At 60.3% G+C, this 14,325-nt stretch carries 10 protein-coding genes and 5 pseudogenes; 8 read left to right on the top strand and 7 right to left on the bottom strand.

Annotated elements, in window-relative coordinates:
* From JOZ76_RS20025 to JOZ76_RS20005, 5 genes and pseudogenes are all read right to left on the bottom strand, one after another.
* Positions 1 to 482, bottom strand: a 482-nt coding sequence (locus JOZ76_RS20025; protein ID WP_291701085.1) for a tyrosine-type recombinase/integrase, incomplete at its 3' end; no start/stop codon positions are given.
* A gap of 673 nt (positions 483 to 1,155) precedes the next feature.
* Positions 1,156 to 1,310, bottom strand: a pseudogene (locus JOZ76_RS20020) (PRC-barrel domain containing protein).
* Between the two features lie 440 nt (positions 1,311 to 1,750).
* Positions 1,751 to 2,113: a response regulator gene (locus JOZ76_RS20015; protein ID WP_291701083.1), complete on the bottom strand. Its 363-nt coding sequence runs from the start codon at positions 2,111 to 2,113 to the stop codon at positions 1,751 to 1,753.
* A 184-nt stretch (positions 2,114 to 2,297) separates the two neighbouring features.
* Positions 2,298 to 3,035: a Crp/Fnr family transcriptional regulator gene (locus JOZ76_RS20010; protein ID WP_291701081.1), complete on the bottom strand. Its 738-nt coding sequence runs from the start codon at positions 3,033 to 3,035 to the stop codon at positions 2,298 to 2,300.
* Between the two features lie 947 nt (positions 3,036 to 3,982).
* Positions 3,983 to 4,216, bottom strand: a complete 234-nt coding sequence (locus JOZ76_RS20005; RefSeq protein WP_291701078.1) for a hypothetical protein — start codon at positions 4,214 to 4,216, stop codon at positions 3,983 to 3,985.
* A 147-nt stretch (positions 4,217 to 4,363) separates the two neighbouring features.
* Here JOZ76_RS20005 and JOZ76_RS20000 point away from each other — a divergent pair.
* From JOZ76_RS20000 to JOZ76_RS19960, 8 genes and pseudogenes are all read left to right on the top strand, one after another.
* Positions 4,364 to 4,675 (top strand): annotated as a pseudogene (locus JOZ76_RS20000) (ROK family protein); the annotation flags it as partial.
* Between the two features lie 332 nt (positions 4,676 to 5,007).
* On the top strand, positions 5,008 to 5,289 hold the full coding sequence (locus tag JOZ76_RS19995) for a hypothetical protein (RefSeq protein WP_291701077.1): 282 nt from the start codon (positions 5,008 to 5,010) through the stop codon (positions 5,287 to 5,289).
* Between the two features lie 148 nt (positions 5,290 to 5,437).
* Positions 5,438 to 5,866 (top strand): hypothetical protein, encoded by a 429-nt coding sequence (locus tag JOZ76_RS19990; RefSeq protein WP_291701076.1) that lies wholly within the window; start codon positions 5,438 to 5,440, stop codon positions 5,864 to 5,866.
* Positions 5,856 to 5,951: pseudogene (locus JOZ76_RS38570) on the top strand (Ku protein); the annotation flags it as partial. The gene JOZ76_RS19990 and the pseudogene JOZ76_RS38570, both read left to right, overlap by 11 nt.
* A 1,140-nt stretch (positions 5,952 to 7,091) precedes the next feature.
* Entirely contained in the window at positions 7,092 to 7,679 is a 588-nt protein-coding gene (locus tag JOZ76_RS19980; protein ID WP_291701074.1) for a hypothetical protein, read from the top strand.
* Between the two features lie 1,875 nt (positions 7,680 to 9,554).
* Positions 9,555 to 10,625, top strand: a complete 1,071-nt coding sequence (locus JOZ76_RS19970) for an ROK family protein (protein ID WP_291701071.1) — start codon at positions 9,555 to 9,557, stop codon at positions 10,623 to 10,625.
* A gap of 354 nt (positions 10,626 to 10,979) precedes the next feature.
* A complete protein-coding gene (locus JOZ76_RS19965) occupies positions 10,980 to 12,008 on the top strand; it encodes a zinc-binding metallopeptidase family protein (protein WP_291701069.1) in 1,029 nt (342 codons plus the stop codon).
* 103 nt (positions 12,009 to 12,111) lie between these two features.
* Positions 12,112 to 12,369 (top strand): hypothetical protein, encoded by a 258-nt coding sequence (locus JOZ76_RS19960; RefSeq protein ID WP_291701066.1) that lies wholly within the window; start codon positions 12,112 to 12,114, stop codon positions 12,367 to 12,369.
* Between the two features lie 113 nt (positions 12,370 to 12,482).
* Here JOZ76_RS19960 and JOZ76_RS19955 read toward each other — a convergent pair.
* Together JOZ76_RS19955 and JOZ76_RS19950 are read right to left on the bottom strand one after the other, a co-directional pair.
* Positions 12,483 to 13,789 (bottom strand): annotated as a pseudogene (locus tag JOZ76_RS19955) (NRAMP family divalent metal transporter).
* A gap of 82 nt (positions 13,790 to 13,871) precedes the next feature.
* Positions 13,872 to 14,325: pseudogene (locus tag JOZ76_RS19950) on the bottom strand (YciE/YciF ferroxidase family protein); the annotation flags it as partial.

Raw genomic sequence — 14,325 nt, 5'->3', positions numbered from 1 at the left:
GCGTGGCAGGCGCGCGTGAGCTGGCGTGTCGTCATCGGGCTGGCCGGCTTCAGTCCCGGAAACAGCCAGCCTTGCGGGCGGCCAATGCGATGCCAATCGCGCAGCAGTTCGAGTAGCACCGGAGAAAGCATCGCGTGGCGATCCTTGCGGCCTTTGCCCTGCTCGACGCGCAGCATCATGCGTTCGGAATCGATGTCGGACACCTTCAGCGCGACGACCTCGGCGACGCGCAGCCCCGCACCGTAAGCGACGCTGAGCGCTGCCTTGTACTTGACGCTCGGCGCCGCCTCTAGAAAGCGCGCAACCTCTTCCGGGCTTAGGACAACCGGAACCTTGCGCGGCTCGTGCATGAACGAGAGGTGCTTGGCAAGCTCGGGCCGATCGAGCGTAACATTGAAGAAGAAGCGCAGCGCCGAGACCGTGGCGTTGATCTTTGGCGCGTGGGCGCCGATCGACGCCAGATGCAGCCGGAATCCCCGCACGTCCTCCGATTGGGGCTGGTCGGGAGAGCGGCCAAGTCCTTGACCCTTTGCACGTAGTCATGTTGGGTCTTCGGCGAAAAGCTTGCGGATCGCCATGTCTTCGATCATGCGCTGGCGCAACGGGCTGATGGCCTGCTTGGTCATTGGGGATGCTCCTGTCTTGAGTGAGGTTGTCGAGCCCCTCGATCTCAAGACAGGACGCCCCGTTACGCTATCCCTTGCCTGTGTCGCCAGCCGCGCCGCCTACCGCGCGAGCGGTTTAGTCCTTGGGCGCAAAGCGGACGCTCTGCAATGGTAAAGTTTCGAGTGCCGCAGCGAAGTCAGGCATCGATGAGAGTGGCCGCGCCGCAGGTTTCGTGGTGTCAGTCGGTATTTTGACCGCCCCGGGCGGCTACGTTCGATGCGACGCGTGAGTTATTGATGTGTCTGACCGGGTGGCACGCTGTAACTCGCGCCGCTCAAGAAAGTTTCGGACACGGCCCGGCAAAGCGGCCGTTTTGCGGACAGTCCCAAGCGGCCGCGGCGGTCCCCCACGCCAGCCTTATCGCCGGTTCAAAACAGCACTGACACGAGGACTTTGGAGGAGCAACATCGGGGGCCTCCCCTTATGCAGGATATCCGCGTGAGTCGGCCCCGGAATCCGCCCCGAGGGCGTTTCTTTATTGAGAAGGGGCTAGTCGCTCTCCGTCAGCTTCACCGTGGAGACCGGCCACTGTCCATCGTGACCTTCGATCGAGATGCGGAGTCCGTGAAGCTCGTCGAGGAAATCCGTTCGATCCTTCCGGCCTTGCCGTCGACAGAACGACTGCTTGGGCCGACGAGTTCGATGCGCGCTTCCTCGTGTTCCGAAGTATAGAGGTTGCTCGCTCCTGACTGGTCATCGCTTCGGTCCTCTTGTCCTTGGAGTGCGTCGGCGTGGTGCTCGTGGTCCTCGGCAACCCTGCGAACGGCCTCGCCCGTCGGCCGATCAGTGATTTTTTCCGGGATGCGACGGCAACGCTCTGCCTCTGCTCTATATCCAGACCTTCTTCTGAAAACATCTAGAGCATGGACCACGGCAGTCTCCAGAAACCATCCTGCTAGCCTTTCTCCAATTCGCGCGGGAGATCAGGATGGTCGAACCGGCGCGCGCGCCGGACAAGACGAGGGGCGCGGTACCGGCGCGGCTGTGCGAACCGGCAAGAACGCCCGAGCCGCCTCGCAACTGAGAGGACCGCGGATCGCGCGCGGGCGACAGAGGTCGGACTTTCTCTTGTGTTATGGGGCGGTCACCCGCCAGCCCCGTTTCTTCCCATAACGGCCTGGAGCAGGTGGACCGGCTCGAAAGGTTTTTGGAGAAAGGTCGTGTGGGCGGGTAGCTTCGGCACCTCCTTGCCGGACATAACGATGATGTTCATTGCCGGATATCTTTCGCGGGCGTACTCGGCGAGTTCGATCCCGGACATGCTGCCTGAGAGCCTGTTGTCGGTTATGAGAGCGCGCAGCTCCGTACCCGAGGTCGCGACGATCAACTCGGCGGCTTCGGCCGTCGAGCACTCGACGACCTCGAATCCCTCGTCTCTGAGCAAGTCGGCCATGAGCTCGCGCTGGAGCATGTCGTCCTCGACCAACAGGGTAACGAACTGGGACATGGGCTCCTCCATTCTCCCATGTTAATCCGAAATGCCGCTTCTGGTTCAGCGGTTACAACATTCCCGCAGAGCCAGAGGAAGGGTCGGGGAAGAACATAGCCGCCGGCTGTTCCTTCGGATAAGCATCATTGTTCCACCGTCGCGCACTGTCCGGGCGAAGCATACGGCCTGGAAGCCCGAACTACTAGGGCGGATATACGCCACGAAGCACATCCATGAAATGGGATTTGACGGCTTCGTCGCAGTTGCAGGATTTCGAACGCAGGGCAGCCCGGTCCAGCACCTGAAGTTCCATTCTCCCGGTCCTTAGTATGCGTTTTGCGCTGAAATCCCGGATGATCCGGCTGGCATAGCTCCGCCCGACGCCGAGCATCGCGGCGAGCTGGGCGTGACTGAACGGTATCGTCTGGCCACCCGTTCGATCCATCGCCGCCATGATCCACTTGGCCGTGCGCTGCTCGATCGAATGCGCGGCATTGCAGGCACTGCTTTGAAGAATTTGCGCCAGCAGGCAATCCGAATAGCGGGCGAACGCATTCCTGAAGGTGCTTGACTTGTCTTTCGCGGCCTGGATGCGGCTAACCGGCAGGCGCGCAAATGATCCCTCAAGCCGAACCTCGATTCGGGAAAAGGCCGGCAGGCGTCCCTGGCTGACGATGCCGCCGGCCGCTCCCTCGCGTCCGATCAGTGCGACATCGACCTCGTGTCCGTCTTCGATGGCCACAACGAAGCAGATCGCGCTCCCTTCGCAGGGAAAATACACCGTGTTGACGTCATCGCCCGGGTTATAGAGAACTTCGCCAGCAGCCAGCGCGACGATCTCGATGTGCCGTGAAATATGCGCATAATCAGGCTCGCTGAGGCTCCCAAGAAGGTCGTTATGAGGCCGGGCAGCGCCACCGGACGGTTGGCGGATGGTCATCTTAGCAGTCCTAAGCCCTGATGCTTTAAGGGCCCGGCTGCGTTATCGGTTTCCGGCGGGAACCGTCGGCGTAAAAGTGCACTCAGGCACAAGGATTTTGACGGTGACTAAATCGCCCGCGCGGCCAGCCAATCCGGGCCGGCGACGATCATTGAGCGGCCCCCATCACGGCCATCCGGAAAGGGAAAGGCCGCCGCCGGAGCTCTTGAGCGCCAGCGCACCTGCCACTCAGTGGCCATATCATTAGCATATTGGCGCCTACAATCGGAGGACCATCGTGCTGGTGCCGACCTGAGGCGAAACTGACATTAGGGGAATGCAATATCGTGGGGTCGAGTATCGGGTGAACGCTCACGCCCGAGGGTTGCTGGAAGTGGTCGGTGCGTTTCGCCGGTGAGGAAAAGAGCGGCACCTTTACGCATCGTGAAGGTGCTGTGCGCCTCGCGTAGAATGTCATCGATGAGCTGAGCGAGCAGGGACACTGACGGTGGCCGCCGGGCATTGCTGGACGGTCCATGACGTCGCGCTCAATTCGTGTATCTTTTTGCACACCCGCCGGCATTGGCGGCTGCTATGTTGCCGCCGGAGCAACACATGCAAGGCATGCGCGCGCAGCTCGAGAAGCTGGAATCGGACGCTTCGCACTGCGCGAGGATCGCCTTGTTCGCGACCGAACAAACCAAAAAGGAGCTGTACGACCGGCTGGCCCAACATTATCGCGTCCTTGCCACCGAGGTTCAAAAAGCGTCGACAAGGCCGGTCACTGACGGTTCAGCGCGGCCGTCATTATCGCCATCCACGCAGGAAAGGACGAGGCCAGCGAAAAGCCGGGCCCCGGAGCGGCGGCGGTTGAGCTCTGATCAATCGGCCGCTCCGGCAGCAAGGCACCGCGCCTCGACCAAAAAGAAAAACTCCGGGCCCCTATGGCCAGTATTTAAAGGCATTCCTCAGTCCGCCCGGCTGGGATCGGCCGGACTTGTGCCGGGCGTGGCCCGCGAGAGCGGAAATTCGAGACGACGATTGACGCCGTCCTTGTCCAGTCTTCGGATAACGCTTCCGGAAAGCTGTCCTTCGATCAGGCGACGCGAGCCGAAGCTCTCGAGCGCGACGGTCCGGACTTCCGGGCCATCCGCTTCGAGCCAGTCGAGCACCAGATGGTTGTCTTCTCGTTGCCAGCGCACTTTCAGCCTCCCGCGCGGGGTGGCGAGCGGGCCGTACTTTGAGCGCGTTCCTCGCGAGCTCGTTGATGGCGAGGCCGAGCGCCACGGCCTGGCCGCTTTCGAGAATGAGGTCGGGCCCCTCAATGAGAAGGCGTGAGGCGGTCGAACATCGCCAAGAGGGTGCTCGACAAAATCCTGGTAGGCGACGACGTCGAGGCTGCGGCGGTCGTGCACAGCGCCATCGAGGAATTCGCACAGGAGCTCGCTCACGTCACCCGCCGTTTCCTGAGATCCAAGGCGTGGGAGAAGACGGACCGCAGCGTTGTCGGCGGCGGCTTCCGCGACAGTCGGCTCGGCGAGCTCGCCATCGCCCGGACGGAAATCATCCTGAAATCCGAGAAGTTCGACATCGAGATGCAGCCGATCCGCTTCGACCCCGACGATGCCGGCCTGATCGGAGCGCTGCATCTGGCGCCCTCGTAGATATTCGAAAGCCACGACTCCGTTCTGGCGGCTAGGCGATTTAGACCTGGCTGCGAGCACCAGGGCCCTAGTCCCATTCAGCTCGCTGGCGGCGGAAGCTACGGTTGCCCAGTAGGCCGACTACCTGAGAAGTTCGGATCCCCCATCTTTTGAAAGGACCGAGGACCGGCTCGCTATGGAGAAGGCTTTGTCGAATTGAAAATGATCGATTTTGGTCCCCAATGTTCGAATCTGGGAATTGCATCAAGTTCGATGGCCAGTGGATGAGAAGTCCCAGCAATGGTGGATCGAAAAGTTCTACGAGCCGTTCGGGCTGTCCCCCGCAGAACATGGCTGATCTAATCACCAACAGCGCGCCGGGCAAAAAGCTGGCCCTTTACTATTACATCGATAGACAGCGCGAGGCATTTTCACTTCCTGTCGACGGCGACTTCGCCGGTACGCAAGAGTTCTGGTACGCCCACCGCGAGCTCGACCTGAGGGGTTCGGCCTTTAACGCAGAAGGCATGACCATTTCGGACGTGAAGCAAGGAGGCGGCTATGGTCGGGCCCTCATGGGCGACCTGATTGACGCGGGCAAGCGATGTTTCCGAATCTCGCGGAACAGGTGAAGAAGCGCCCGTCGCCGGTCTGAGGTGGAATCGGGCTCCCACACCCCGCTCGCACAAAGCCAAGCGGAATTCAACTCGAAAATCCGGATTGCCAACAAGCTAGAAACGAGGCGTATGGAGGGAAGGGGCCAGCCCGAGGGGAGCCCGCGTGAGAAGGCCAAGATCCGCCTTCCTCGGCTTCACCCAGTACTGCGGGCAGACCCGGGACGGCCGGTTCATCGTGAAGCACAAGACGGAAGGGAAACGCCTGACGCGCAAGCTGACGGCGTTGCGCCAGGACGCCTGGCGGCTCATGCGCGAGTCACTGACTACGCAGCACGAGTGGTTCGCCGCCGTTCTGCGTGGACACTACGGCTACTACGGCGGGCCGCACAATCATCCAGCGCTCAACGCCTTCTACCGCGAAGTGCGTCGGACGTGGATGCGCTGTCTGAGACGGCGCAGCCAGAAGAGGCGGCGCATGGGCTGGTCGGAGTTCGAGACCCTGACGGCACGCTTCTACGATAATCTCACCTGCGCTCGGCGCTCCGGGCGGGATACAGCTTTGTCGCGAGACGATATGATCCGGCAAGACTGAATCGGCAGTCGTTCGGACGGCCATGGACACGGTTGCCGTCGGCCCCGTGGTGCTCACCAACCGTGAGCACATCATCGCGCTGAAGACGACAGCCATTCGTCAAGATGAGCCGTAACTTCATAACGACGGGCCTTCCGCAGTAAGAGCTGACGTTCCGAGGCCGAACGTTGCTCTGCATCTGCGGCCTCTCTGCATCGTTGCGCCGCTTGCTCCAGCCGAACCTTCAGAGGCAGTTCTTGTTTGAACCGCCGTCGCTTGCGCGAGAGTCTTTCATTCATTGAGGCCTCCCTGTTGCGTCAGTTTCGACGCTCGCTCAGTGGGCCGCTACAATCATTAACATAGGCGGCTATCGCCCCAAGACTTTGGTTGCAGGATTAACCTAAGACAAGGCCCGCTGGGCGAAGCGGACAAGCGAGAGGCAGCTTTTTGCCGAGCACTGCAAAAGCCGCTGTGAGCGGGTACTCTAAGCCATCAGAGCGGAGAGAATGGGATCGGACAACGAGTTTGGATGAAGCTTTTATCGAGTGCCGTTCAGCTGTTTCGCATCAATCACGCGGCGGACCTCGTCGGCAAGTACCTGTAGATGCTTCGCTAGTCGGGCCAAACAGCTCCTGCTTTGCCTTATCGGTCGCCAATTTGCTGATCAGCGCACAATCCTCAGCATCGGTCAGGAGCTTTTCCAACTTTGCTTGCATATCTTGCATCGAAGCACCCGCTAATCGAGAGAAGCCGTGATGCTGCCATGAGACGTGCGATCGCCGGGCCGGTCTGAGCTCGATCAGCCCAGCGGCTCAACCAGGTGGTCCGCTACCTCGGCGATTGAGGGCTGGGAGCGCTAACCCGGTCAAGCAAGTACGCGGCCGTCTCAGCGCGGCGAGCTTCAATCAACAGCACGTCCCGTTCACGCCCCGGCGGTAATTGCCGCGCCTTTTCCCGGGCTTCGACGGCCATCTTGGCAAGACGATCGCAGAGCGGGAGGTTGGGGTCGGGGAGAGAGTTGCTCATTTTCGTTCCACCTGGAGGGAACCGATCGACCTCTTCAACATTCTGAATCGTACAAAGGTTCCTTCCAAACGTTTGCGGGGGAACCAGGGGCTCTGGCTTCGGCCAGGTAAGGTGCGTTGCAAAACGCAGCTGAGTACATGCAATTCGCGCTGAATGACTGCTTGGGGTTGCCGGATATTCGGCGTCGCGGTTAAGTTGCAGTTTGTCGGGAGAAAGCGCGATGTACCCGATCCTCATCGTTGAAGACGAGTACTTCATTGCGGATGACTGCGTGTCCGAAGTAAGGAAGCGCGGCCTAAAGGCTCTAGCTGTCGGCAATTTGGAAGATGCACTGGAGCTGGCGCAAACGGCCGAACTTGAAGGCGCTCTAGTCGGCTTGGATCTGCGCAAGAAAAGTGCGCTTTCGATTGTCGAGTTGCTGCGCCAACGGAAGATCCCGGTTGTCCTCTATACGGGCTATCCTCAAACAGTGATGCCCAACGAATTGCTGTCGGTGCCGCTATTTCAAAAGCCCTGGCAACTCACCGAGGCAGTCGCCGCATTGACGTTGCTGATGCAGGCAGCAGCGACACACGAACGAGATTTAACCGCCGACGTCACCGGTCCGGATCATCGCACCATACCGCTCGTCCGCAGTCGCACAGATAGAATTGAACTGTCCGGCCCGAGCGTGGATCCAGAATTTGTGGCCGACGACGGAGCCGTGCTCCACAGTGCCGGCATCTTAGCTCGGGGCGCTTGGCCAACTCGGCCGGACAAGGTTTCTGTTGTGCCGTCATCTACGGGGAACGATAGGGTAGCGGATTAACGGAACGTGGGCGGATCAGCTGGGCGGCGGTCCAAGACGGAACGCGTACAGCGGGTGTCAGTTCGACTGGAACTGCTGACTTTCTTGCACCTCTGCTGGTCGCAGGGAGCTGCGCACTCCGGGCAGCTGTCGCCGATCGATGCGAGAAAGTCCTCCATAGCCGCAATCGCCTCCGTCGGGGGGAGACGCCGAAAGTGAATCCTGGCGGGCGATGACGAGGGCACGATCACGCGCATGCGGATCAGCGGAATCGACGATCCACCCGTGCTCCGCACATTCCCGGATGGCGCCAGTTTCCAGCAACATGGCGCTGACCCAACCCTGCAACGTTGGGATCGCTGCGCGCCCTTCAATGACCATCAACGCTATGATCGCTCTAGCCGAATCACTCCGGTCCATCTCCACCGCTGCTAACATGGGCAAGGAGGGAAGAGCAGCATGTTTGCCTCCCCGCGATGCAGCGGACGCGGAACCTTCCGGTCGACGTGCGTATCGAGCGCGCGTGCGTGTCGCTGGGCTTCATCAGCGGCACCAAGCTGGTCAAACGAGGCGCGCGACTGGATTTTGCGTCGGCCTGAGCTGTGGCGCCGCGCTGAGGATATCCCTGGGACCAGCACGGCAAAATCCCGACGCGATCGGGCTTGATCGACCCAAGACCGGCGAGTTGAAGCCGGCGAATGGGAGCGGGAGAAATGGAGGTTATAGGGAAGTAGGGATTTTGGCTGTCATCTGGTCATCGTGGTCATGGGGCGGCTGCGGGGGGGGCCGTGGCACACGGCGACATCGCCGGCTGCCCCCTTGTGTACGGACGCTGAAATTGGCGTCTACCGGACCAGATGGACGGCGAGGGCAGCGGCGAAGCCGATCAGGAGAACGGCGGCGGTGACCCACGACGACTAGATCGACCGTCCACGGGTGCTCGCCTTCGCCGACAAGGTCGAGGTGGCCAGAGTGGTTCTCATCTCGGTATATCCGCAGGTACATTTTGCAGGGCCACCCCGGCTGCGCTGGAATACTGACCGACTCAGCGCGTCGGCTACGCGGGACGCGGTCGGTCGGATCAACTTCCAGAGCGGGATTTCGTTCTAAACCAATTAGGTCGGGCGGCGGTTGTCAGCCGACCTCAACTGAGCGCGGCAATCGGCGAGCTGGCATGTCGAGATCAACGGGGCCGACGCCCTTGCAAGGAAAGTGCGGGGCGGCTCCAGCGTTCGCTGAAGCCGCCCCAGGCGGGGTGAGGCTGAGGTGACGAAGGGGCTTTGGGGGGACACCTTCGTCCATGCAGTCGCTGCGCGGCGGCCACGTCTCTGCAACCCCAGCGCCCATCCACCGCCCACCAGACCAGATAACCCCGCCCTGCTGTCACCGTTCCTATCGGTGCCGTGCTCAGAAGGCAGCGAGCGGGGCATGCCGAGCATCGCGGCACCATGACTCGGCGGACGCGCGCCATGCGTTCCACGGCGCAGGGTAACGGCGCGCCGCGTCATCCGCTGCGGCCGTCTGATATGAAATGCTTCAGGCGCGGTCGGCGACCACGACTGCTGACAACGGTTCGATTTCACGTCCTTGCTTCACCCCAGCATAGCGTTCGACGGTCTGGGATGTGGTAGCGAAATCTACATTTCACGATTTCTGAGAAACGCGCCGCGTAGGGGCGACCCTCGTGGTCGGCCATGGCTTGAGCCGTAGCATCGCCTCAATCACTTCATGAGCACTTCGGCCTCGGTCCGAAGCGCCTTTCGCGAGGCGCCGCGCGCATAGGACATGTGAGCGCCCCTCAAAGTCAGGCCAAGCTCAGCTGTCCAAGGAACCGAGTTCCACCGCGCGCGTTTATCAGGGCTGCCAGTATGCCTCGCAGCGGTACAAAGGTTCGGAATGGCCGACGAAACGATCAAGACCACGGGCATCGCCGCTCATGGCGCTTCTCGATTGCCGTCAGTAGAGGTCGATAGCTTCAACATCGAACTCACGGACGAGGAAGGCTTTCTCGGAGATCGCGCGAGCAAAGGCGCTTTCCGCGCAATTCTCGACAAATGGCGGAAGCCGCTTCGGAAATCCGGCGACGATCCGTTCGGGAAGGAACCCAGCGAGAACATCAACAAGAAGGTCCTCGACGCCATACTGGTGGGCGACGATAGGGAGGCGTCGGCTGTCGTCCACAGCGCCATCGAGGACTTTGCGCAGGAACTCGCCCATGTCACACGACGCTTTCTTAGAACCAAGGCTTGGGACAAGACAGAGCGGATCGTGGTCGGTGGCGGCTTCCGAGATAGTCGGCTTGGCGAACTCGCCATCGCGCGTACCGAAATCATCCTCAAGGCCGAGGACTTCAAGATTGAAATTCAGCCGATCCGCTTCCATCCGGACGACGCCGGCCTGATCGGCGCCGTGCATCTCGCACCGGCGTGGATCTTCGAGGGTTATGACAGCATTCTCGCTATAGACATCGGGGGGACCAACATCCGCTGCGGGGTCGTCGAAACGCGCAGCAAGAAATCGCCAGATCTCTCGAAAGCGAGTGTGTGGAAATCCGAGCTTTGGCGGCACGCCGATGACGAGCCGACGCGGGAGGGTGCGGTGAAGCGGCTCGTCAAGATGCTCAACGATCTGATTGCAAAGGCAGACAAGGAACAGTTCAAGCTGGCTCCCTTCGTCGGCATTGCCTGTCCCGGCGTGATCAACAGCGACGGCTCGATCGAAAAGGGCGCGCAGAATTTGCCAGGCAACTGGGAGAGCAGCAAGTTCAATCTGCCCATCAGTCTGGTCGAAGCCATCCCACAGATCGGCTCGCATGATACGGCGATCGTCATGCACAACGACGGCGTCGTGCAGGGGCTTTCGGAAGTTCCGTTCATGCAGGATGTGAAACGCTGGGGCGTGCTGACGATCGGTACCGGCTTGGGCAATGCCCGCTTTACCAATCGCAATGGAAAAAGCCACCGCTGAAGGCGTTAGCGCTTTAAGCGACGGATACGAGGCCGAGATGGCGGCCAGAAGACGGGCTTGTTGAACTGCAAAGCTGAAGGAGAAGCGTCAGGCACGCGGACAGCGACTTGGAAGGTTGTCAGGATCGACGTGGGGCACATGGCGGCAGGTTGAGAAATGATCAAATCGCGCCGGCCCCGATGACACTCCATCGCAACGAGACCTGTTCCACATACGATCAAAGATCGGCTAGCGCGGCTGATCAAGGACCGTACCATCTGACTGATGTCTAACCCCCAAGCATTCGCTCATTTGAAGATTGCTATTCACGTTTCCGAACTGTGTTCTGTCTGCGATGACGAGCGTTGAGCGACTATGAGGCAGCTTCATTGTCCCGCGTGCCGGGAGAGTATCTTTTTTGAGCACGGGCGGTGCGGCCACTGCGGTGCTTCGCTCGCCTTCGATCCCGTGAGCCTCGAATTTCGGGGCAACGATGATCAGCCGGTCTGTGCCAACCGGTCGCTGATCGGCTGCAACTGGGCCGCCCAAGCTGATAACGGCTACTGCATATCCTGCTCGCTCACGCGCACGATACCAGTGATTCAACAGCGCAACGTTGTGCTCTGGCGGCGAGCCGAGCAGGCCAAACGCCGCCTTCTCTACGATCTGGCCAGACTCAGGCTACCGCTGAGCAGCCAGGCCGGCGATCGGCACATTGTCTTCGACATCCTCGCCGAGGACGGAAGCAAACCTGTCATGACGGGCCATTTGAGGGGGCTGATCACCCTGAGCCTTTCAGAAGCCGACGACGTGGAACGCGAAGCGCGACGTATGCGGTTCCGCGAACCTTACCGGACCCTGCTCGGCCATTTTCGCCATGAGGTCGGTCACTTTTACTGGGATCTCCTGGTGGACGGGACGAAACTCCAGCGGCCTTTCCGCCTGATCTTCGGCGACGAGACGGCAGACTACAAGGAATCCATCGAACGGTATCACGCCCGAGGCGATCGCCCTTACGATCGTACCGCGTTCATCAGCGAGTACGCAACGTCGCATCCCTGGGAGGACTGGGCGGAAACCTTCGCGCATTTCCTCCACATTGTCTCAACGCTCGACTCGGCCTCTTCACTTCCGCTGTCGCTCGACCGGCGATTGCATCAGACGCTCGATGATCCGTATATGGAGGGGGATTTTGAAGCTTTGCTAGCCTCTTGGTCGCCCGTCGCCTATACGATTAACGAGCTCAACCGCTCCATGGGCTTGAGCGACGCCTATCCGTTCGAACTCTCCGCGGTTGCTCGAGGCAAACTGCATTTCGTTCACATGGCCGTCCTGAACTTCCGCGAGCAGACGAGCGACGCAGAGCCACCCGCGCGTTCATTGTCGGCAGTCGGCCTCCTCTAGGAAGCATGAACTCTGAGGCTGCCGCGCATTTATTGTGTTGTAGCGAGCTGACGAGTTTGAGCCTTTTAGATTGTTTGCCGGGGCGAGCAAACTGGAGGACTCTATGAAGGCATACATCGCGGCTCTTGCAGGTGCGGCGATTGGCGCGGTCGCGCTCTCGGCAAGTTCCATTCCGGCTTGCGCAGAAGTTGTTTGCAGCGGCAACGTCTGCTGGCAGGTCAAGGAGCGGCACGAATATCCGCCAGAAGCCAAGGTCACCATTCACGAGGATAACTGGAGAGGTTCCCCGGAGGAAAAGTACGAATTCCGGGAGCATGAAGGCCGTGGCTATTGGCGCGAGGGAAAGTGGATCGAGTGGTGAACCGTCCTGTCCGACGAGGAAAGCCAGGCGTTCCGCCGGGCTTTGTGATTCGTAAAATTGATTTCGGAGAACAACTCCACGCGTGCGGCGGCCCATGCGTCCAGCCGAGAGGCTCAAGAGCGGCCGACGATCAGGCTCGCACCCATTCCGAAGACGCAGAGTGCCATCGCTGCGGTCGCCATCCAGCCTAGCCAATAGAGCCATCCGCCAACCACGAACTGTCCCATTGCCTTCCGCTCGCGCACCAGCAACATCAGTATGAACATGACCGGAGCCGCCAACACGCCGTTGACAACTGCGCTCCAGTACAGAGCTGTGATCGGATCGAGCGCGGTGAAGTTGAGTCCGATACCGAGCACTCCGGAAATCGCGATAACGGCATAAAACGCGACGGCTTCACGCGGCTGGCGCGCCAGGCCGACTGGCCACTTGCGTCCTTCGCCGACCGCATAGGCCGTGGAGCCGGCCAACACGGGTATGGCGAGAAGGCCGGTCCCGAGGATACCAAGCGCGAAGACAATTTCCGCGAAGCTGCCGGCAACCGGGCGCAAGGCCTCGGCCGCCTGGGCAGAGCTCTGGATATTGGTGATGCCATTGGCATGCAGGGTCGCCGCTGTGGTTATAATAATGGCAATTCCGATCAGGTTGGAAAATGCCATCCCGACGAGGTGTCGATCCTTATCCGCCGGAACTCCTTCCCCGCACCTCTGCCATCCCGTTTGAGTAGTGTCTTCTTGAGGTCGATACGCTGCTCTTCAGCTTCCTGGGCCGACTGCCAGACAAACAGATAGGGGGATATCGTCGTTCCGAGGATGGCGACAAGGGTCGTAAGGAAGTCTCCGGACCATTGAATCCTCGGGATCAATAGCCCTTCGAGCGCTTCGGCCCAAGGCACCCGAACCACGGCCAGCGCGACGACGTACGCAAAGAGCGACAGCGTAAGCCATTTGAGGATGCCGACGTAGCGCTGATACCCAAAGAAAATCTGAGCGATCACAGAAATCAAGCCGAAGAGGATCACGTAAACAATGGGCGGCCCGTGAATGAGGAGAGCAAGGGCGTCCGCCATGGCGCCGAGATCAGCCGCTATATTCACCGTATTCGCAAAAAACAGCATCACGAGCATTGGCCATAAAAAATCCGGCCGGCAGTGACGACACACATTGCCCGCTATGCCGTGGCCAGTAACTCGTCCGATCCGAGCGGATATCTCCTGAATGGCCGCCATCAATGGATAGGTGAGAAGCATGGTCCAGCCCACGCCGAATCCCAACTGGGCGCCGGCCTGGCTGTAGGTGCCTATTCCTGAGGGATCATCGTCCGATGCCCCGGTGATCAGTCCAGGACCCAATACGCTCAAAACCTCCTTCAGGCGAAATGCAATCGGCTTTCGAGGTTGAGCGACCGGGACCTCGGTCATGGTTGGACCTCCTTCCTATTCAAAAAAGAGGCTCCGAGAAGATTCTCAAAGCCTTTCGCGTCTGCGGTGGGTCTCCGTCATCTCAAGCCACGGTCGACGCTTTCGCGTTTACGCCCTTCCGCAAGGCCACGGTGTTGAGCTTCGTGTTGGCGGCCTTTTCCTCATTGAGGTGGTCGTGAGAAAACGCACGATCTCATCATGGCCGAGCTCTTCAGCCCATGCGATCAAGGTGCCGTACCGACAAATTTCGTAATGTTCGACCGCCTGAGCATTCGCGACGATCGCGGCGTCGAGAACGGCCTTGTCTTCGATTCCGCCCGCGGTTTCGTCGGCCTCCTTGATGATACCGTCGATGGCTGGGCACTGTGTGCCGCTCGCCTGTTTGCCGAGTTTGGCGAAGACTTTCTCGAGCCGCTGGACCTGGCTTTGGGTCTCCTCGAGATGGTTCTTGAGACCCGCGACGAGGTCGCGGTTCGTCGCCTTGTCGATCATCTTGGGTAGCGATTTCAGAATCTGCTGTTCGGCATAGTAGATGT

It is taken from the genome of Bradyrhizobium sp., assembly GCF_019244115.1.
Lineage (GTDB): Bacteria > Pseudomonadota > Alphaproteobacteria > Rhizobiales > Xanthobacteraceae > Bradyrhizobium.
Note: the sequence above shows the minus strand (reverse complement) of the source record. Positions and strands in the feature narration are given on the sequence as shown.